Origin of the sequence: Rhizobium sp. N621 (assembly GCF_001664325.1) — a bacterium.
Lineage (GTDB): Bacteria > Pseudomonadota > Alphaproteobacteria > Rhizobiales > Rhizobiaceae > Rhizobium > Rhizobium esperanzae.
Genome location: NZ_CP013495.1, coordinates 3,694,897 through 3,714,898 on the forward strand (window position 1 = coordinate 3,694,897; position 20,002 = coordinate 3,714,898).

19 protein-coding genes are annotated in these 20,002 nt (G+C 61.0%); 7 read left to right on the forward strand and 12 right to left on the reverse strand.

Annotation, left to right across the window (positions count from 1 at the left end; genetic code table 11):
* Positions 1-236: 236 nt before the first annotated feature.
* From glmM to ybgC, 10 genes are all read right to left on the reverse strand, one after another.
* Positions 237-1,589, reverse strand: a complete 1,353-nt coding sequence (gene glmM, locus AMK00_RS17835) for a phosphoglucosamine mutase (protein WP_011426682.1) — start codon at positions 1,587-1,589, stop codon at positions 237-239.
* Between the two features lie 241 nt (positions 1,590-1,830).
* Complete coding sequence (gene ftsH / locus AMK00_RS17840) at positions 1,831-3,762, reverse strand: ATP-dependent zinc metalloprotease FtsH (protein WP_064804766.1); 1,932 nt, start codon at positions 3,760-3,762, stop codon at positions 1,831-1,833.
* A gap of 97 nt (positions 3,763-3,859) precedes the next feature.
* Positions 3,860-5,320 (reverse strand): tRNA lysidine(34) synthetase TilS, encoded by a 1,461-nt coding sequence (gene tilS, locus AMK00_RS17845; protein ID WP_064811269.1) that lies wholly within the window; start codon positions 5,318-5,320, stop codon positions 3,860-3,862.
* Positions 5,321-5,331: 11 nt separating this feature from the next.
* Positions 5,332-6,321, reverse strand: a complete 990-nt coding sequence (gene ybgF, locus AMK00_RS17850) for a tol-pal system protein YbgF (protein ID WP_064804777.1) — start codon at positions 6,319-6,321, stop codon at positions 5,332-5,334.
* A gap of 159 nt (positions 6,322-6,480) precedes the next feature.
* Complete coding sequence (pal, locus tag AMK00_RS17855) at positions 6,481-7,017, reverse strand: peptidoglycan-associated lipoprotein Pal (RefSeq protein ID WP_064804779.1); 537 nt, start codon at positions 7,015-7,017, stop codon at positions 6,481-6,483.
* Between the two features lie 152 nt (positions 7,018-7,169).
* A complete protein-coding gene (gene tolB / locus AMK00_RS17860) occupies positions 7,170-8,480 on the reverse strand; it encodes a Tol-Pal system beta propeller repeat protein TolB (RefSeq protein ID WP_064811753.1) in 1,311 nt (436 codons plus the stop codon).
* A 21-nt stretch (positions 8,481-8,501) separates the two neighbouring features.
* Complete coding sequence (locus tag AMK00_RS17865) at positions 8,502-9,638, reverse strand: hypothetical protein (protein ID WP_064811270.1); 1,137 nt, start codon at positions 9,636-9,638, stop codon at positions 8,502-8,504.
* Positions 9,639-9,646: 8 nt separating this feature from the next.
* Positions 9,647-10,102, reverse strand: coding sequence for a protein TolR (gene tolR, locus AMK00_RS17870; protein ID WP_003542730.1), 456 nt, complete (start codon positions 10,100-10,102; stop codon positions 9,647-9,649).
* Between the two features lie 18 nt (positions 10,103-10,120).
* The gene (gene tolQ, locus AMK00_RS17875; protein WP_004671617.1) at positions 10,121-10,840 is read right to left on the reverse strand and encodes a protein TolQ; all 720 of its coding nucleotides are present in this window, start codon (positions 10,838-10,840) and stop codon (positions 10,121-10,123) included.
* Positions 10,841-11,205: 365 nt separating this feature from the next.
* Positions 11,206-11,661 (reverse strand): tol-pal system-associated acyl-CoA thioesterase, encoded by a 456-nt coding sequence (ybgC, locus tag AMK00_RS17880; protein ID WP_064811271.1) that lies wholly within the window; start codon positions 11,659-11,661, stop codon positions 11,206-11,208.
* A 163-nt stretch (positions 11,662-11,824) separates the two neighbouring features.
* Here ybgC and AMK00_RS17885 point away from each other — a divergent pair, with 163 nt between their 5' ends.
* The 6 genes from AMK00_RS17885 (at position 11,825) to AMK00_RS17910 (ending at position 17,413) form a co-directional block, all read left to right on the forward strand.
* Entirely contained in the window at positions 11,825-13,045 is a 1,221-nt protein-coding gene (locus AMK00_RS17885) for an NAD-dependent epimerase/dehydratase family protein (protein WP_064811272.1), read from the forward strand.
* A gap of 133 nt (positions 13,046-13,178) precedes the next feature.
* Entirely contained in the window at positions 13,179-14,003 is an 825-nt protein-coding gene (locus AMK00_RS17890) for a glycosyltransferase (protein WP_064811754.1), read from the forward strand.
* On the forward strand, positions 14,000-14,920 hold the full coding sequence (locus AMK00_RS17895) for an NAD-dependent epimerase/dehydratase family protein (protein ID WP_064811273.1): 921 nt from the start codon (positions 14,000-14,002) through the stop codon (positions 14,918-14,920). Before AMK00_RS17890 ends, AMK00_RS17895 begins: the two co-directional genes overlap by 4 nt.
* Positions 14,921-15,051: 131 nt before the next feature.
* A complete protein-coding gene (locus AMK00_RS17900; RefSeq protein ID WP_064811274.1) occupies positions 15,052-15,639 on the forward strand; it encodes a 5-formyltetrahydrofolate cyclo-ligase in 588 nt (195 codons plus the stop codon).
* 3 nt (positions 15,640-15,642) lie between these two features.
* Entirely contained in the window at positions 15,643-16,467 is an 825-nt protein-coding gene (locus AMK00_RS17905) for a TIGR00282 family metallophosphoesterase (protein ID WP_064811275.1), read from the forward strand.
* A 100-nt stretch (positions 16,468-16,567) separates the two neighbouring features.
* Positions 16,568-17,413 (forward strand): MBL fold metallo-hydrolase, encoded by an 846-nt coding sequence (locus AMK00_RS17910; protein ID WP_064811276.1) that lies wholly within the window; start codon positions 16,568-16,570, stop codon positions 17,411-17,413.
* A 30-nt stretch (positions 17,414-17,443) separates the two neighbouring features.
* Here the strand turns inward: AMK00_RS17910 and AMK00_RS17915 are convergent, their stop codons facing one another.
* Positions 17,444-17,947 (reverse strand): pyridoxamine 5'-phosphate oxidase family protein, encoded by a 504-nt coding sequence (locus AMK00_RS17915; protein WP_042118987.1) that lies wholly within the window; start codon positions 17,945-17,947, stop codon positions 17,444-17,446.
* A 141-nt stretch (positions 17,948-18,088) separates the two neighbouring features.
* Here AMK00_RS17915 and AMK00_RS17920 point away from each other — a divergent pair, with 141 nt between their 5' ends.
* A complete protein-coding gene (locus tag AMK00_RS17920; protein WP_064811277.1) occupies positions 18,089-18,835 on the forward strand; it encodes a YebC/PmpR family DNA-binding transcriptional regulator in 747 nt (248 codons plus the stop codon).
* 74 nt (positions 18,836-18,909) lie between these two features.
* On the opposite strand, the gene AMK00_RS17925 is transcribed toward AMK00_RS17920, so the two are convergent.
* On the reverse strand, positions 18,910-19,911 hold the full coding sequence (locus AMK00_RS17925; RefSeq protein WP_064811278.1) for an LLM class flavin-dependent oxidoreductase: 1,002 nt from the start codon (positions 19,909-19,911) through the stop codon (positions 18,910-18,912).
* Between the last annotated feature and the right edge of the window lie 91 nt (positions 19,912-20,002).

Sequence of the window (20,002 nt, forward strand, 5' to 3'; positions counted from 1 at the left end):
TTGCGTCGGCAGCTCAGTCGCTGCCAATCTGATACGCTTTGCATGGATAATGAATTGGAAACGTTAAAAGCTGCTTAACCACGCTTGTTTACTTTGATTTCAAGCATCTCAGTCGCATGAAACAGAAGATCGACCGCCTCGTGAAATGGTTTGAGGGGAGATAGACACCACCGGTGTGCGCAGTAAAAAAAGCCGGCGCTCACGCACCGGCCTTTTGATTGTTTGTTCTCGCAGGGTCAGGCAGCGGTCCGGACATTCGAGATCGTGCCGATTAGCTCGTTGACGATGCGCTCGATCTGGGCGCGGTCGTCGCCCTCGGCCATGACGCGGATCAACGGCTCGGTGCCGGAAGGCCGGATGACGAGGCGGCCGTTTCTGGCGAGCTCGGCTTCGGCATCGGCGATCGCCTTCTGTACCTGAATATCCTCCAGCGGCTTGCCGCCGCTGATGCGGACATTGCGCAGGAGCTGCGGCACCGGCTCGAAGCGGCGGCAGACTTCGCTGACGGTGCGGCCGGTGCGCTTGACTGCGGCGAGGATCTGCAGCGCCGCGACCAGACCGTCGCCCGTCGTCCCGTAATCCGAAAGCACGATGTGGCCCGATTGCTCGCCGCCGACATTGTAATTGTGCTGGCGCATATGCTCGACAACATAGCGGTCGCCGACCTTTGTGCGGGCAAGCGCCATGCCGCGTTCGTCGAGGAAACGCTCGAGCCCGAGGTTGGACATGACCGTGGCGACAATGCCGTTGCCGCGCAACTGCTGGCTCTCGGCCCAGCTCTCGGCGATGACGGCCATCAGCTGGTCGCCGTCGACGATCGAACCGTTCTCGTCGATAATGATGACGCGGTCCGCGTCGCCGTCGAGCGCGATGCCGATATCGGCGCGAACCTCGTCGACTTTCTTCTGCAATGCGACGGGGCTGGTGGAACCGCAATTGAGATTGATATTGGTGCCGTTCGGTTCGTTGCCGATGGTAACGACATCGGCGCCGAGCTCCCAGAGCACGGCGGGCGCCACCTTGTAGGCAGCACCGTTGGCGCAATCGATCGCGACCCTCAGCCCCTGCAGCGTCACGTCGCGCGGCAGCGTACGCTTGGCATGTTCGATATAACGGTCATGCACGCCGTCGACGCGCTTGGCACGGCCGATATCGTCGGACTTGGCAAGCTGCGCGTTCAGGTCTTTTTCGAGCAGGTCCTCGATCTCGGCCTCGATGTCGTCCGACAGCTTGTAGCCGTCGGGACCGAAAAGCTTGATCCCGTTATCTTCATAAGGATTGTGCGAAGCGGAGATCATCACGCCGATATCGCAGCGCAGCGAACGCGTCAGCATGGCGACGGCAGGCGTCGGGATCGGGCCGAGAATGAAGGCGTCGAGACCCGCAGCCGTGAAGCCTGCCACCATGGCGTTCTCAAGCATATAGCCGGAAAGACGAGTATCCTTGCCGATCACGACGCGATGACGGTGGTTGCCCCGGCGGAAGATCGTGCCGGCGGCGATGCCGACCCGCATGGCAAGATCCGGCGTCATCGGAAAGACGTTGGATTGACCGCGAATACCGTCCGTACCGAAATAGCGTCTTTTCATCTGCACTCCTGCGCTTTGGCGCGCCATTCAAGGCAGCGCATCGTTCCAAGCAAATCCGGCTTCAGTGGATTGTCGTCAGTCCAGGAGCGTGATTCATGCTTGCTTCTCTTCAGCGGAATGCCACAAATTGCGGCAATCGGCACGTAAATTAGCGAGAAAAATGATTATATCCCGTTACCAATGAAACAGGCCGGATCTCCCATAGCGGAAATCCGGCCTGTTTTCGAGATCGTCTCGCAGCTCAATGCGGCTGCGGTTCGAGACCGGCTTCGGGCTCATCACCCTTGGTGGCAGGCCGCACGCCGGCCTTCGGAACGGCCGATCCACGACTCGGCGGCGAATCGTCGCCGAGATCGCGGGAGGGCTTCTCACCGCGTATCAGCGCCTTGATCTCATCACCGGTCAAGGTCTCGTATTCGAGCAGACCTTCGGCAAGGGCGACGAATTCGTCGTGCTTTTCCGTCAGGATCGTGCGGGCCTGGGTATAGGCTTCGTCGATCAGGCGTCGCACTTCATTGTCGATCTTCTGCGCGGTGGCTTCCGAAACATTCTTCGATTGCGAAACCGAGTGACCGAGGAAGACTTCCTGTTGGTTCTCGCCATAGGCGACCTGACCGAGCTGATCGGAAAAGCCCCATTGCGTGACCATGGCGCGGGCAAGCTTGGTGGCCTGCTCGATATCGGAAGACGCGCCCGAAGTGATGTTCTCCTTGCCGAAGGTGAGTTCTTCGGCGACACGGCCGCCCATCATGATGCAGAGGCGTGAAACCATCCACTTGTAGCTCATCGAGTAGCGGTCGCCCTCGGGAAGCTGCATGACCATGCCGAGCGCACGGCCGCGCGGAATGATCGTCGCCTTGTGCAGCGGATCGGCGACGGCGACGTTGAGCGCCGTGATGGCGTGGCCGGCCTCGTGATAGGCGGTGAGCTTCTTTTCCGCTTCGGTCATTGCCGAGGAACGGCGCTCGGCGCCCATCATGATCTTGTCCTTGGCGTCCTCGAACTCCTGCATGGTGACGACGCGCTTGTTGCGGCGGGCAGCCATGAGAGCGGCTTCGTTGACGAGGTTCATGAGGTCGGCGCCGGAGAAACCGGGCGTGCCGCGAGCGAGAACCTTGAGGTCGACATTCGGCGCCAGCGGAACGTTGCGGGCATGCACTTTGAGGATGCGCTCGCGGCCGACGATATCCGGGTTCGGCACCACGACCTGGCGGTCGAAACGGCCGGGACGCAGCAGTGCGGGATCGAGAACGTCAGGGCGGTTGGTGGCGGCGATCAGGATCACGCCTTCATTCGCCTCGAAGCCATCCATTTCAACGAGCAACTGGTTCAGCGTCTGCTCGCGTTCGTCATTGCCGCCGCCGAGACCGGCGCCGCGATGACGACCGACGGCATCGATTTCGTCGATGAAGATGATGCAGGGCGCATTCTTCTTCGCCTGCTCGAACATGTCACGTACGCGGCTTGCGCCGACGCCGACGAACATTTCGACGAAGTCGGAACCGGAAATGGTGAAGAAGGGCACGTTGGCTTCGCCGGCGACCGAGCGGGCGAGCAGCGTCTTACCGGTGCCCGGAGGGCCAACCAGCAGCACACCGCGCGGGATCTTGCCGCCGAGACGCTGGAACTTCTGCGGATCACGCAGGAATTCGACGATTTCCTCGAGATCCTGCTTGGCCTCGTCGACGCCGGCGACGTCTTCAAAGGTCACGCGGCCATGCGCTTCCGTCAGCAGCTTGGCTTTGGACTTGCCGAAACCCATCGCGCCGCGGGAGCCGCCCTGCATCTGCCGCATGAAAAACAGCCAGACGCCGAGAATGAGAAGCATCGGCAACAGCGTGCCGAGATAGCTCAAAAAACCCGAAGAACCATCCGTTTCGGGACGGGCGGAAACCAGCACATTCTTCTGCTGCAGGCGATCGAGCAGGCTGTCGTCGATGACAGGCGAATAGGTCTGGAAGGTGGAGCCATTTTCGACATAGCTTCCGGAGACACGGTTGCCCGTGACCACCACTTCCTTCACACGGCCCGCATCAACCTCACGCAGAAACTGCGAATAAGGAATATCGCGGGAGCCCGTCTGCGCCGGCGCCGTCTGAAACATGCTGAAAAGGGCGATCAGCAGAAGCGCGATGATCGCCCACAATGCGAAATTACGTAAGTTAGGGTTCATTGAACTCCCCAGCACTGCAACAGCCGCCTCATGGCGACCGTCTTATTAGGTTCTAACATAGGGTTGCGCCGCGCTATTGCCAAGGCAATCCCCCAAGTCAGATGGTTTTTCCGTCAATACTTCTTAAAGGCAGTCCCGCATAGGGCGCCATCGCGAAAACCGCCGAAAGCCTGTTGGCAAAGATGAAATCAAATCGTGTCAAAAAGCGGTCGAAGGGCGCGAAATAGGGCGTCAGTTCAACCATTGAAGCGGATTCCGGGGATAAATAGGCTCCATCTGAGGATAAGGCAGGCGCCGAAGCGATTGCGCGTTTCCATGCCGCCTTGGGAAGATGCTTGCACCACCCTCCCTCATTCCTGTGCTCGTCACAGGAATTCAGTGCGCCCAAGTCCTTGGGCGCAGAAGACTCGTTACGCATCGATGAGCCATTCACCGCGCCGACGCGCGGTGGCTGGATTCCTGTGACGGGCACAGGAATGAGGGAGGAGCGCGTGGCCTGAGCTTCCACCCTCATGGTCGTTCCTAACCGGTTTTCAACACGGAACCTCCCATCCCAAACTCCAGCCTCCCCCGGCCGCAATACCAGTGGCATTATCCCCCGGTTCTCCCGTGCCAGATAAAGCCCGTCGCGCCTGAGATCGAACACTACCCTGCCGGCGGTCATCCGTCCCGGCCCGCTGCCGGAGGCGAATGCGAGAATACGGTCCATCTGCACCCTGCCCGGCACGAACGGCTGCCCGCCGAACACCGCCGTCAGACGGCCGAGCGTGTAATCGAGGACCGCACGGTCCTGCCGCAACCCCTCGGGCATCACCTGCCCAAGCACGCCGCCGTGAAGCTGGAAATGACGATCCAGCCATTCGGCGGCGCGAGACGACAGAGTGAGCCGCTCTTCCCAGGCTGCGCGAATATCCGTCTCCGCCGCAGGATCGGCAGATAGCTGCCGGCGCATCCGCACACGCTCGTACTTGATATCCTCATTGCTCGGATCGTCGATCCACCCCACGCCCCGCGCCCGCAGGAAAGCGCGGATTTCCGCCCGCGTGACAAAAAGAAGCGGCCGCAGGACCCACAAGCGCCGGTCGAAGAGCACGGCGTCGGCGATACCGCTCGACAGCTGCTCTGTTCGCATCCCGCGCATCAGCAGCGTTTCGCGCTGGTCGTCCACCGTATGACCGGTGGCAATGAGACTGGCGCCGAGCGCTTCCGCTGCCTCGGCCAGAAGGCTGTAACGGGCCTCGCGGGCAGCGGCCATGATGCCGGTTTTCGGCTTTTCGCCCTGCCATCTAGCGATCATATGGGGAATGCCGAGGGATGCACAGAAGGCTGCGACCTCTCGCGCCTCGTCTGCGGAGCCGGCGCGCAGCGCGTGGTCAACGGTCGCAGCACAAAGGGAAATTTCAAGATGGGGCGCGGCCTTCACGGCTTCATCGAGGAGGAGAAGCAGGCCGCTGGAATCGCTGCCGCCCGAGACCGCGACGAGAATACGCGCAGGACTTCGGAGCGATGCGAGAAACTGAAGGACAGCCTCTCGAGGCGATGCGGCTTCCGGAGACATTCCGGAAGACCTCAGCAGGCGAGGCGTTTCTGTTCGCTCGCAACCTTGCTTATCACGGCGCGTGACGCCTTCGGGTAACGCTTCGAGACTTCGCGCAGGGTCGCGCAGGCCGTCTCCTTATTGTCGAGGGCCGCAAGCGACATGCCAAGCTTCAGCAGCATTTCCGGCGCTTTTTCCGAGCCGCTGTACTTCTGATGTGCGTTGAGGAAAGTCTTGGCCGCCTCGTTGTATTTGCCCTGCGAATAGAGCGCTTCGCCGAGCCAGAAATTGGCGTCCGCCGCCCGCGCACTGCTCGGGTAACGGGCGATGTACTGGTTGAATTCCTGCTCGGCCGTGCCGTAATCGCCTGACAGCACATGGCCGTAGGCTGACTTGTACTGGTCCGACTCGCTCCCAAGCGAGGCCGTCTGCTGTGGCGTGCCGCTGTTGGCATTGGGAATCGGGCCGGAACCGATGGTGGCTTTTTCGTCGACGGTACCGCCGATCGCGTTGCCATTCTGGTCGAAGTCGATCGAGCCGAGCTGCTTCGGCGGCTGACCGAGGCCGGTATTATCAGGCACATCGGTGGAGGGAGCCGTTTCGGCCCCCTGCGGTGCTTGAATCACTCTGGCGACGTCGTCGCTGCCGGACGCGGCAGGAGCGGCATCTGTCTCGCTCTTCTTGACGGGAGCCTTGGCGCCACCGCCGCCGGCACCGGTTTTTTCGAGCTGCTGAAAGCGGAATTCATTGTCTTCCTGCTGCTTGCGGATCGTCTCCTGCATTTGCAGGAGTTGGTAGCTCATTTCCTCGATCCGACCGTTCAGCTGCCGCATCTGGTCTTCGAGCTGCTGCACGCGGATTTCCGCATCCCCGCTCTGCACCTTGACGACGGGAGGGGCCGGCTGCTGCTCCGCGGATCGGCCGCCGAGATGCAGCCCGAAGAACGAGGCCGAATAAGCCGCTCGTTCACTGCCGGTCATAGCCGCCAGGCACAGCATGCCTGCCACGACAAGTTTCTTCATATGTATCGTCCTGTCCCAGTGATTCTTCGCGCCTTGAGGCACGAACAGGAGATTTTTCCAATTGCTGTCAAAAAGCAACGGAGTCTGGCCAAAGTGTGGTCAAAAAGAAAAGGCGGCCCCTGATGGGACCGCCTCTGTAAAACCAATTATAACTGGAAATTACATGCCGGCGCCGCCGAGCACGGTGACCGCGCGGCGGTTCTGCGACCAGCAGGAAATATCGTCGCAGACAGCGACCGGACGTTCCTTGCCGTAGGAAATCGTCTTCATGCGCTGCGCCGGAACGCCGCGGGAAGCGAGGTAGTCCTTGGTGGCAGCAGCGCGACGGGCGCCGAGTGCGAGGTTGTATTCGCGGGTGCCGCGTTCGTCGGCATGGCCTTCAACGGTGATCTGATAGTTCGGGTAACGACCGAGCCACTGTGCTTGACGGTCGAGCGTCTGAGCGGCATCGGCGCGGATTGACGTGGAGTCGGTGTCGAAGAAGATGCGGTCACCGACATTGACCGTGAAGTCCTGGGTCGAGCCCGGCGTCGCGGCGCCTGCGCCGAGACCCATGTCGCCGGCGCTGTTCGGCATGCCGCCGTTCTTCTTGTTGGCGCAACCCGCAAGCGCGAGACCGGCGACGAGCGCGATCATGACGGGGTTGCGGGCGAAATTCTGCATGCGGCTCAGTGCCGGGGTATGAATTCGGCTCATGGCCGGTCTCCTTGCGAGTTCATCAGGGTTTCCGGACAGTAACCGCACTCGGTTAACCGCCCCTCAAAGATTATGGTTAACAATTTACTGATTTGTCCCGTATCGCCCGGTTTCCACGACTTTAAGGCGACATGAAGGCATTGATGCACTCGCTACTCCAGCAGCGGCGACCAGGCCGGGTCGGAAGCATAGCTCGGCGTCTTCACAAGCTGCTCGTTATAACCGGTCAGATCAATCGAATAGAGTTGCGGGCCACCCGCGCCTGCCGCCTGGCGGAAGAACATCAGCACACGGCCGTTCGGCGCCCAGGTCGGGCCTTCATTGTGGAAGCCAGACGTCAGGATGCGCTCACCCGAGCCATCCGGCTTCATTACGCCGATCGAGAACTTGCCGCCGGACTGTTTGGTGAAGGCGATGAGATCGCCGCGTGGCGACCAGACCGGCGTCGAATAAGAGCCGTCGCCGAAGGAAATGCGGGTCTGGCCGGAGCCGTCGGCGTTCATCACATAGATCTGCGGCTTGCCGCCTCGGTCGCTTTCGAAGCTGACGCGCGCACCATCCGGCGAATAGGAGGGCGAGGTGTCGATCGCCGCCGTCGAAGTCAGCCGTGTCGTCGTGCGCGAGCGCAGGTCCATGGTGTAAATGTTGGAATTGCCTTCCTGCTGAAGGCTCATGATCACCTTCTGGCCATCCGGCGAGAAACGCGGCGAGAAGGTCATGCCGGGGAAGTTGCCGACGACTTCGCGCTGCCCCGTTTCGAGCTGCAGCAGATAGACGCGCGGCTGCTGGTTGGCGAAGGACATGTAGGTGACTTCCTGCCGGCTCGGCGAGAAGCGCGGCGTCAGCACGAGGTCGCTGCCGTCGGTCAGCGTCCGCACGTTGAAGCCGTCCTGGTCCATGATCGCCAGCTGCCGCTTACGCTGCTGCTTGGTACCGGATTCGGAGACGAAGACGACACGGGTGTCGAAATAGCCCTCTTCGCCAGTGATCTGCTTGTAGATCGCATCGGCGATGATGTGAGCCACACGGCGCCAGTTCTCCGGCTGCGTATAGAACTGCTGACCGGTCATCTGCTGTCCGGCAAACGTATCCCAGAGACGAAATTCAGCACGAAGACGGCCATCCGCTTCCTGGGTGACGCGGCCAGTCACCAAAGCTTGAGCGTTGATGACCTTCCAGTCTTCGAAACGCGGTGCCGCGTCCGGATTGGAGATCTTCTCGATAAAGGCCGTCTTGTTGATTGGTGCAAAGAGACCGGATCGCTGCAGGTCGGCAGCGATAACCTGCGAGACCTGCGCGCCCATGTCACCTTGTAGGAAGTCCGTCACGGCAATCGGCAATGGCTGGACGTTGCCCTTGTTGATGTTGATCTCGACCAGCGCATTCGCCGGTGTCGCGAACGCAGCAATGGTCATGAGACCGGCAGCGACGGCGATCGCGCGGAAGAAAGAACATTTGTTCATGGAGTAAAAGCCTTTCAGCATTTAAATTCCCAGATCACTCGGGTCGAAGTTAACGACGACTTCGCTCCAGGCATCGTATTTGTCTTTTGGAAGGGAGGAGAAAGGTGCCGATTTCATGATGGCGCGATAGGCGCCGCCGGCGAGCGCCCGGCGCGTCGACTCGTTATCACCACCGACTGCCTCGACCTCCGGCTCGCCGACAATATTGCCATCCTGGTCGAGGTTCATGTGGACCTTGATGCGAACGTCGCTCATGCCTTCCATGCCGGGAATGACAGTCCAGTTGCCGGCGATGGCGCTCTTCAGGGCGTCCATCTCGCTCATGGACAGCTTGGAACCGCCATTGCTCTTCTTGGCACCCAGCGATGCCTCCTGCGTCGAGCGCTTGGCGCCGCCGGCGGAAGGGTCGGTTTTGTTCAGCAAGGCGGAAATCTCATCCGCATTGAAATCGCTTTTCATCGACGAAGCCGATTTCGCCGTTTCCTGCTTCTGGTCCGCCTTCTTCTTCTCGGTCGGCTTGTCAGCGGTCTTCGGCTGATCCTGCGCCTTTTCCGGCGGTTTTTCGGCGGGCTTTTGCGGTTCCGGTGGCTTCACCTGAGGTTTCGTGACAGGGGTAGGCACGTTATCAGGCAGCGCCTCGGCTTCCGGCTTTGGTGGCTCTTCAGGCTTGGCCTGTTCTTCGGGCGGCTTTTCCTCGGGCTTCGGCGGCGTCACTTCGGCGGGCTTCGGCGGCGGAATAGAGGCGACCTCCTTCGGCTGCTCGACTTCGGTGTCTTCCTTGACGATTTCTTTGACGTCATTGGGAGTAGGATCGGTCTTCGGCTGTGGCTTCTCGCTCGAATTCGCGGCGGCAGCTTCCGTATTGCTCGGCTTGGCGTTCGGAACCGGCGGCGTCTTCAGGTCGACATTGTTGTCGCCGGCATTTTCGGCCGGCTGCGCGATCGGCGGCCGGGTCGTCGGCACAGGGGCGGACGTCTCCTTCTTCGGAGCCTTCTTGTCGCCCTGCTGCATCTGGGTGATGGATTCCACCGGCACGAGATCGACCGGCATCGCCTCGAAATCCTCGACCTTGAAGGATTCCGGCGCGCTCAGAGACACCATCGCCCAGGTGAGCACCAGGCAATGCAGAACAGCAGATGTGACGACGCTGGCCTTCATTTTGAGCGCTATTGGTCCTTCTTCTGCTGCGTCACGAGGCCGATATTCTTGAAACCGGCTCCCTGGATGCGAGCCATCACGTCGGCGATGACGCCATAGGGCGCCGTTGCGTCGCCGCGCACGAAGATGCGTTCATTGTAGCCGGTGGTAGCGATCGCCTCGAGCTTGGCGGCGATCTCCGCTGCCGGGATCGGCGTTTCCTGCAGGAACACCTCACCGTCGTTCTTGACCGAAATCGTAATCGGCTGCGTCTCGGAATTCAGCGCCTTGGCCTGCGTTTCCGGCAGGTCGATCGGCACGCCGACAGTCATCATCGGTGCGGCGACCATGAAGATGATCAGAAGCACGAGCATGACGTCGACGAGCGGCGTCACGTTGATTTCGGAAATGACGGCCCTGTTCCGACCGCCGCGACGGCGGCGTCCGCCGCCCCCGCCGCCATTGCCTCCAACAGCCATACCCATCTGAGAATACTCCGTTGGTTACTGAGCAGCAGCGCGCGGCTGCAGCTTCTCGTCGATCTGGCGCGAAAGTATGGCGGAGAACTCGTCCGCGAAACCTTCCATGCGGGCAGAGAGCTTGCCGGCATCGGCGGAGAATTTGTTGTAGGCGATAACAGCCGGAATAGCGGCGACGAGGCCGATCGCGGTGGCGAGCAGCGCTTCGGCGATACCGGGTGCGACCACCGCGAGGTTGGTCGACTTCGAGCCGGCGATCGCCTGGAACGAGGTCATGATACCGACGACGGTGCCGAAGAGACCGATGAACGGACCGGCCGAACCGATGGTCGCGAGCGATCCCAAACGGGCGCCGAGATATTCGGTTTCACGGGCGAGCGTTACGTCCATGGCGCGGTCGATACGCATCTGCAGGCCGATCGGCGAGCGGGCGCCGCGTTCGAAGGATTTCTTCCATTCGCGCATGGCCGCGACGAAGATCGACGCCAACCCGGTATTGTTGCGCTCCGACAGCGAGCGGTAGAGTTCTTCCAGCGACTGGCCCGACCAGAACACCTGTTCGAACTTGTCGAACTGGCGCCGTGCGCGGCCATAGGCCAGATACTTGTCGATGACGATCGCCCACGTCCAGACCGAGGCCGCGATGAGCCCGAGCATGACGAGCTTGACGACGATGCCGGCCTGCATGAAAAGCGACCAGAGGCTGACGTCCGTCGTGGCTGCTGCCAATCCTACTTGTTCCATTGATCCAAAATCCCCGAATCCAAACGCCCGGCGCTGGACCGGGCGGCACAAAATGATCTCGCAAGAAGTGTCCGGCGACCGCCGCCCAAAGCCCTGGTCAAGCTTCCAAGCTCTTCTTCCGCCTTCTTGCCGTCAAATTTGGTCAAAGGAAGGCGTGCACCGCACAAACTCCGACTTTCCCAGTAAGACACTATTATGGTTAATAGATCGTTAGTGCCGGACTATGACAGCAAGCCTGCGTTCGGGAGATTTTGTTCCATGGATTACTTGACCGGAACATGGTCCGGCTGCCGAAAGAGCGCTCATCCTGCGGCGCGGGAATTCCTTCCCATAAAGTTCAAGTTTTGACAAGGCCTGATTCGGAACTACAGAGGCTGGCTTCCTTCCAGGAATTTTGCCGCCAGCGTTTCCGGCAACCGCCGCGGCCGCCCCTTGGCGTTGATGACGGCAATGATCACCTTGGCCGCGATCAGCAGGGTTTCACCTGAACGGATCTGCTGGTTGAGCACCATCTTGGCGCCTCCGGCCCTTTCCGTATGCGTCAGGATCGTCAGCACGTCATCCATGCGCGCGGGGCTCTTGAAGTCGATCTCCATCCGGTGGACGACGAAGACGAGGCCTTCCTCGTCGGCGCTGACGAGCTCGCGCTGCTCGACGCCGAGGCAGCGCAGATAGTCGGTACGGCCGCGCTCGAGGAAGTGCAGGTAGCGAGCGTGATAGACCAGGCCGGAGAAATCCGTATCTTCATAATAGACCCGCTGGATGAGGCGGTGTCCGGCCTCCGTCAGCTCTCCCGAAATGGAAAAAGGGCGTTCCGTCATAATTTTCTCCAAAGTGAGGTGCCCTCTTTGGCGCAACGCTTCGCGACAGGCAAGCATTGAATGCCCGGCCGGCGGGCATTGAATGCGCCGCAGTCAGGCATTGAATGATTGTCATAATTCCTAACTATTCCCGATAATAAGCGACCGATCAGGAGACGATGCGATGAAGATTGCGGTTATGGGCGGAGACGGTTTCATTGGTTGGCCCACCTCGCTCCACCTTTCCGATGCCGGTCACGACGTCCATATACTCGACAATCTCTCGCGCCGCTGGATCGACACCGAACTCGGCGTTCAGTCGCTCACCCCGATGGATTCGATCCAGGAGCGCACGCGGATCTGGCATGCCGAAACAGGACGCCGCATCCACTTCAACCTCATCGATCTCGCTAGGGATTACGAGCTTCTGAAGAAATGGCTTTCGGAACACCGGCCGGATGCCATCATCCATTTCGCCGAACAGCGCGCCGCGCCCTATTCGATGAAGAGCGACCGCCACAAGAACTACACGGTCAACAACAATGTCAGCGCCACGCATAACCTCCTGAACGCGCTGACCGAGCTCAATCTCGACGCCCACCTCATCCATCTCGGCACCATGGGCGTCTATGGCTATTCGACGGTCGGCGCTGCTATCCCCGAAGGTTATCTGCCGGTCGGCATCGAGACTGCGGACGGCGAAACGGTCAGCCAGGAGATCCTCTACCCCTCCAATCCGGGCTCGATCTACCACATGACCAAGTGCCTGGATCAACTGCTCTTCCAGTTCTACGCTAGGAATGACGGCTTGCGGATTACCGACCTGCATCAGGGCATCGTCTGGGGCACGCATACCGAACAGACGCGCCGCCACGCGCAGCTGATCAACCGTTTCGACTATGACGGCGATTACGGCACGGTGCTGAACCGCTTCCTCATTCAGGCAGCGATCGGTTATCCGCTGACGGTGCATGGCACCGGCGGCCAGACCCGCGCCTTCATCCACATCCAGGATTCGGTGCGCTGTATCGAGCTGGCGCTGAAGAACCCGCCCGTCCGCGGCGCCCGCGTCGAGATCTTCAATCAAATGACGGAAACCCACCGGGTGCGCGACCTCGCCGAGATGATCGCCAGGACGAGCGGCGCCAAGATCGCCTGGCTGCCCAACCCGCGCAAGGAAGCCGCCGAAAACGAGCTGATCGTCCGGAACGAAAAGTTTCTCGATCTTGGCCTCGAACCGACCACGCTGGAAGACGGGCTGCTGGGCGAAATCGTCGACGTGGCGAAGAAATTCGCCTACCGCGTCGACCGCTCCCGCGTGCCGGCCATCTCCGCCTGGACCAAAGACATTGCCGCGACGATTGATCACGATCCGGAAGGGAAGCGGTTGAAGTCGGTTTCGTGAGTGCTGAGCGATGACGAAGGCTAGAAAGGCCGCGGCTTGCTCCCTCTTCTCCCCAGCGGGGAGAAGAGGCATGCAGCAACGCCTTGCCGTCTCTCCTCCGCCGGAGCAAGACATATCGATGCAGTCGAACCCGATGAAGCGCTCGCCCGCCTTCGCCTACGTCACCCTCATTACCAACGCCGACTACGCGATGGGCGCCACCGCCCTCGCCCGGTCTCTGCGTCGCACCGGCACCAGCGCCGACGTCGTCGTCCTCCACACCGGCGGCGTCGACGCAGCCGCTCTCGCCCCGCTCGAGGCCCTCGACTGTCGCCTGATCCAAGTCGAGCACCTGCCGCTGTCCGATACCTTCAACGAGCGCCACGCCCGCGGCCATCTCCATTCCGCCGTCCCATTCACCAAAGGCCGCAAGCCGGAGTTCCATTCGCCGCTCGACAATTTCTGCAAGCTCAGGCTCTGGCAGCTGGTGGAGTATGAGCGTTGCGTCTTCATCGATGCCGACGCCCTGGTGCTGAAGAACGTCGACAGGCTCTTCCTCTATCCGGAATTTTCCGCCGCTCCCAACGTCTATGAAAGCCTCGCCGATTTTCGCCGCATGAATTCCGGCGTCTTCGTCGCCACGCCCTCGCATGACACATTCCGGCGCATGCTGGAAAGCCTCGACAGGCCGGAGGCCTTCTGGCGACGCACCGACCAGACCTTTCTGGAGACGTTCTTCCCGGAATGGCACGGCTTGCCGGTTTATTTCAACATGCTTCAATATGTATGGTTCACCATGCCGGAGCTTTGGGACTGGAAGAGCATTTCGATCGTGCACTTCCAGTATGAAAAACCGTGGGAAAAGGATCATCCCAAGGCAAAACAACTACAACCCTTGATCGATCTATGGCACAGTATACACGAGAGCGGCGATATGCCGGAGATCACGGCGCTGAGAAATCCGGAAGGGACGGCATGAAAGTACTGGTATCCGGGGGAACGGGTCTCGTCGGCCGGTACGTCGTCGAGGAGCTGCTGGCCGCCGGCTATCAGGTAATTGTCGGCGGACGCCGGGCGCCGCTGCCGCGCTTCTTCTCCCGCCCGGTCGAGTTCGCAGCACTCTCCCTTGATCCCGAAAAGGATCAGATCGACGTCTTCGACGACGCCTATTTCTTCGTCCACGCCGCCTTCAGCCATGTTCCCGGCAAATATCGCGGCGGCGAGGGCGACGATCCCAAGAGCTTCCACAGATTGAACCTCGACGGCACGGTCCGGCTTTTCGAAGCGGCCAAACGCGCCGGCACGCGCCGTTGCGTCTTCCTGTCCAGCCGCGCTGCCTATGGCGACCACCCGCCGGGAACCGAGCTTGTCGAAACGATGCCGCCGAAGCCGGAGACGCTCTACGGCCAGATCAAACTCGACGCGGAAGGTGCGCTTACCCATCTCTCGGCGCCGGGTTTTGCCGGCGTAAGCCTGAGGGCGACCGGTGTCTATGGCGATCTCACGCCGAACAAATGGGATGGTCTCGTCGCCGATTATCTCGCCGGCCTGCCTGTTGCTTCTCGCGCCGGGACGGAGGTTCATGGCCGCGACCTCGGCCGCGCGGTGCGGCTGATGCTGGAGACGGAAAGCACCCGCGTTTCCGGCGAGGTCTTCAACATATCGGACATAACGGTCGACACGCACGACATGCTCGCGCCTATCCGCCGTGAAACGAGCTGTCCTCACGCCTTGCCGCCCACCGCCGACAAGGCTGCCCTCAATCCGATGAACACGGCGAAAATCCGTGCGCTCGGCTGGCTGCCAGGTGGAGCTCCTCTGTTCGAGGAAACGATGCGGCGGCTGGCCGCCGCGCTGCCGGTGTCGCCGCGACACGAATCTGCGCAGGATCGATAGGCATCCTCGTCCGACGATCGGCAACCGTAGACCGGTACGACGTGAAACGGGCGCAGCCCTGTCGCAGCCGGCATTTGCATCGGGTCTCAAGCCGGCTATGCTCGGCCGAACCTCTCAATCCGGCAGATCGAATGACCGCAAAAGAACTGAAAGCGCAGTTGCGCAACGAACGGCTGTCCGCCCGCGACGCCATCGCTCCTGAAGAGCGCATCTCCAAAAGCCTCGCAATGGCCGATCACGCCGGTGAGGCGGTTGCCTTCGAGCCAGGCACCATCATCTCCGGCTTCCTGCCGATCCGGTCGGAGGCCGATCTCAGGCCGCTGATGGCGCGCTTTGCAGCACGCGGCGCGCGGCTCTGCGTTCCGGCGATCCTCGACAAGCAGACCATCGTCTTTCGTGAGCTGGCGGAAGACGCACCGCTTATCGCGACCGGTTTCGGTACTGTCGGTCCCGCCGAGCACGCCGTTATCCTCGACCCCGAGATCATGCTGGTGCCGCTTTCGGCCTTCGATGTCAGAGGCCATCGCATCGGCTACGGCGCCGGCTACTACGACCGCGCCATCAGCCGACTCAGAGAGAAAGGCCTGCATCCCAAGCTGATCGGCATTGCATTCGACTGCCAGGAAGTGGCACATGTGCCCGACGAGCCGCATGACATAAGCCTGGATGCCATCCTGACAGAAAGCGGCCTGCGCTTTTTTGCCTCTTGGATTGGATAGGGAATGCGGCTGCTTTTTTTGGGTGACATGGTCGGCAAGACGGGACGCACGGCGGTCTGGGACCGCCTCCCCGGCCTGATCTCCGACCTCCGGCTCGATTTTGTCATCGTCAACGGCGAGAATGCCGCCGGCGGCTTCGGCATCACCGAGGACATCTTTCTGGAAACGATCAATGCCGGCGCAGATGTGGTAACGACCGGCAATCACGTCTGGGACCAGAAGGAAGCCGTCGTCTTTGCCGGGCGCCACGATCAGTTTCTGCGGCCGGCCAACTATCCGCAAGGCACGCCCGGCCGCGGCTCCGGGCTTTTCTATGCCAGGAACGGCGCGCGCGTGCTCGTCGCCAATGTCATGGGCCGGGTCTTCATGCATCCGGAACTCGACGATCCCTTCAAATCGGCGGAGGTGATCCTCGACGCCTGCCCGCTGAAGGAGCAGGCCGATGCGATCATCTTCGATTTCCACGCGGAAGCGACCAGCGAGAAGCAATGCTTCGGCCATTTCGTCGACGGCCGCGCCAGCTTCGTCGTCGGCACGCATACCCATGTGCCGACCGCCGACGCGCAGATCCTGAACGGCGGCACGGCCTATATGTCGGATGCCGGAATGTGCGGCGATTACGATTCCTCGCTCGGCATGGACAAGGAGGAGCCGCTCAACCGCTTCATCTCCAAGATGCCGAAGGGCCGCATGGAAGCGGCGAGCGGCCCGGCGACGATCTGCGGCGTCGGCGTAGAGATTTCCGATGCCACCGGACTGGCCGAAAAGATCGCGCCGCTTCGGCTCGGCCCGCGTTTGGCCGAAACGGTGCCGGAGTTCTGGCGGTAATCCAGCCGCTCCAACACGCAATTGTGAGTATCGTCGCTCTGGACCGCTGCGACCTCATGACGCATCCTCCGCCGCTAAATGAAAGCGCCGGAGGGGTGGCATGAAGCCGCATTATCTTATCCTCGCTATCACATGCCTGGCGGCCTTCGCCGCATCAGATCCTGCCAGGGCACAGGAGCCGCACCCGCCGGCCAGTCAATGCCAGGCAATCGCCGAGAATATGCCCAGGGCGACCTTCGCCAGTTTTTCCGGCGTCGCGGTGCCGATGCCGACCGTGTCCGAGGGCGAGAGTGTGAAATTCACCTATCTCGGCCATTCCACCTTCGAAATCGAGACACCCGGCGGCATCATCATCGCGACGGATTATAATGGCTGGTACAGGCCGGCGACGACCCCCGATGTCGTCACGATGAACAAGGCTCACACGACCCACTTCACCCTGACGCCTGAGGCCGACATCAAGCATGTGCTCCATGGCTGGAGCGACGTGCCGGGCGAGAAAGCCGGCATCAATCTCGTCGTCGGCGATGCCTATATCCGCAACGTCACCACGGATATCCGCTTCAGCTACGGCCTCGGCGGCTCGCAGGAGGATGGAAACTCGATTTTCATCTTCGAAATTGCCGGTCTCTGCATCGGCCATCTCGGCCATCTGCATTACGAGCTGACGGATAGTCATTATACCGAAATCGGCCGCCTTGACGTCGTGATGGTGCCCATCGACGGCGGCCTGACCATGGGCGCCGACAGCATGAGCCGCGTCATCAAGCGGCTGCGCTCGTCGCTGATCCTGCCGATGCACCGCCGTGGCCCGCCGGTCAATGCCTTCGTCTCCATGTTCGGAAAGGACTTTGATATCACTTATGCGCCTGATGACAGCCTCACCGTCTCCATGCGCACGCTTCCAAAGAAGCCGCTGATCTATGTGATGAAGGGCGTGCAGTAAAGCCCGGCGGGTCCCTCCAAACCTTGCTGATCAAGCAAATTGCAGGTGGCGTTTGACGCCGACGTCGGGCATTTTGTCGTCATCGAGATTGGCCTTGGCGATCTCCCAGCCGAATTTTAACGTGCTGCCTGTCGAAACCCAGATCTCGGCGTCATCGACATGCAGCGAAAGCATGGTGAGTTTCGGGTCTTTCTTGCCGCCGTCATACCAGGCCGCAACCATCGAACTCCAATATTCTTCGATCTTGGAAGGGTCGTTACGCACCTCGATCACGCCGGACAGGCAGGCGTGATAGTCGTGATCCTTGCCGATCACGCAGAAATGCGCGCGGCTGCCGGGCTTGATGGCGCGAACGATGTCGGCGTCGGTCTTAGTGTAAAACCAGATCGTGTTGGTGGTCGGGTCGGCATGCGGCGCCATCGGCTGCATGTGCATATCAAGCCCGGAAATACCGAGCATGCCGGCATGAACACCGTTGACCTGATCCCAAAGCTGACGTGCTGGTTGCTCCCGCGCCTCGCTGAGACTTGCCATGACCGTTCCTTTCCATTGAATGGAGTTCGGTTGAAACGTCATCCCCTCGCCTTTGTTCCGAACTGCTTTCCCCTTGAACGGCTGCCGTTTCGCTCTTATAAGGCGGCCCATTCCGAACAATGAGACGTGAACAGGGGTGCCATGGCTGGCCATTCACAGTTTAAAAACATCATGCACCGCAAGGGCCGTCAGGATGCCGTGCGGTCGAAAATGTTCTCCAAGCTTGCGCGCGAAATCACCGTTGCTGCCAAGGCCGGCCTGCCCGACCCGACGATGAACGCCCGCCTTCGCCTGGCGATCCAGAATGCCAAGGCCCAGTCCATGCCGAAGGACAATATCGACCGCGCCATCAAGAAGGCAGCCGGCGCCGACGGCGAAAACTATGACGAAGTCCGCTACGAGGGTTATGGTCCGGGCGGCACGGCGATCATCGTCGAGGCCCTGACCGACAATCGCAACCGCACCGCCTCCAACGTCCGCTCGATCTTCACCAAGGCAGGCGGCGCCCTTGGCGAAACCGGTTCCGTTTCCTTCTCGTTCGATCATGTCGGCGAAATCACCTACAAGCTTTCCGCAGGCGACGCCGACAAGGTCATGGAAGCCGCGATCGAAGCCGGCGCCGATGACGTCGAGACCGACGAAGAAGGCCATTACATCACCTGCGCTTTCGAAGCCCTTGGCGAAGTGTCGAAAGCCCTGGAAACGAGCCTCGGCGAAGCCGAAACCGTCAAGGCCGTCTGGCGCGCCCAGAACAACGTGCCGGTGGACGAGGAAAAGGCCCAGTCGCTGATGAAGCTCATCGACAGCCTGGAAGATGATGACGACGTGCAGAACGTCTATTCTAACTTCGAGGTCTCGGAAGAAGTGCTGGCCAAGCTCTCGGCCTGACTTCAAAATGATGTTTCATGAAAAACCCGGCCGCGACGCCGGGTTTTTTGTGCCGAGCCGCGCGTTGCGAACCCCTACGCGGGTACGCGCATGAAGTTTCCCAGCCCCGCGAATAGTTCCACCGATCTCAGCCGCGCCTCGATATCATGGATCGGCATGGAGATGATCACCTCGTCGGCCTGCGTTTCCTTGAGAAACGCCGTCAGTTTTGCCTCTGCCGTCTCCGGTGATCCCACAACAGCATAACGCAGCGTGTGTTCGACGTTCATCTTCTCCATCGGCGACCAGAACGCCTCCATATCCGTCACCGGACGTGGGAACGGACCGCGGACATTGCGGCGCAGGTTGACGAACTGCTGCTCGGCGGAGGTGAAATGATAGCGCGCCTCCTCGTCCGTCGCCGCCATCGCGCCCATGACGCCGACCATCACATAGGGCTTGTCGAGCGTTGCCGAGGGCTGGAAGCGGTCGCGGTAGATCGCGATGGCGTCGAGCAGCATATCAGGGGCAAAATGCGAGGCGAAGGCATAGGGAAGCCCGAGCATCGCCGCAAGCTGGGCGCTGTAGAGGCTGGAGCCGAGCAGCCAGATCGGGATATGCGAACCATTGCCGGGGACCGCAAGGATCGCCTGATTCTCGACCGGAGTGCCGAGAAGCTGCTGCAATTCCACTACGTCGTTCGGGAAACTGTTCGCGCCGGCCTCGAGGTTGCGCCGCAGCGCCTGTGCCGTGCGCATATCCGTTCCCGGCGCCCGCCCGAGCCCAAGATCGATACGGCCGGGAAAGAGCGCCTCCAGCGTGCCGAACTGTTCGGCGATGACGAGCGGCGAATGGTTGGGCAGCATGATACCGCCGGAACCGATGCGGATGCGTTTTGTTGCGGCCCCGACATGCCCGATGACAACGGCGGTCGCCGCACTGGCGATGCCAGGCATGCCGTGATGCTCGGCAAGCCAGAAACGCTTGTAGCCGAATTCTTCAGCCTTCTGAGCCATTCGCGCCGAGCTTTCGAGCGACTGGCGCACGGTGCTGCCTTCGGCAACGGGAGAAAGGTCGAGTATGGAAAAGGGAACCATGGAAACCTGCCGGGCAGTTGAACGATGCCGTCTATGTAGGTTGGCGCCCCCCCATTCCAAACCGTGCAGGCAAACAAAAGGGCCGCGCGAC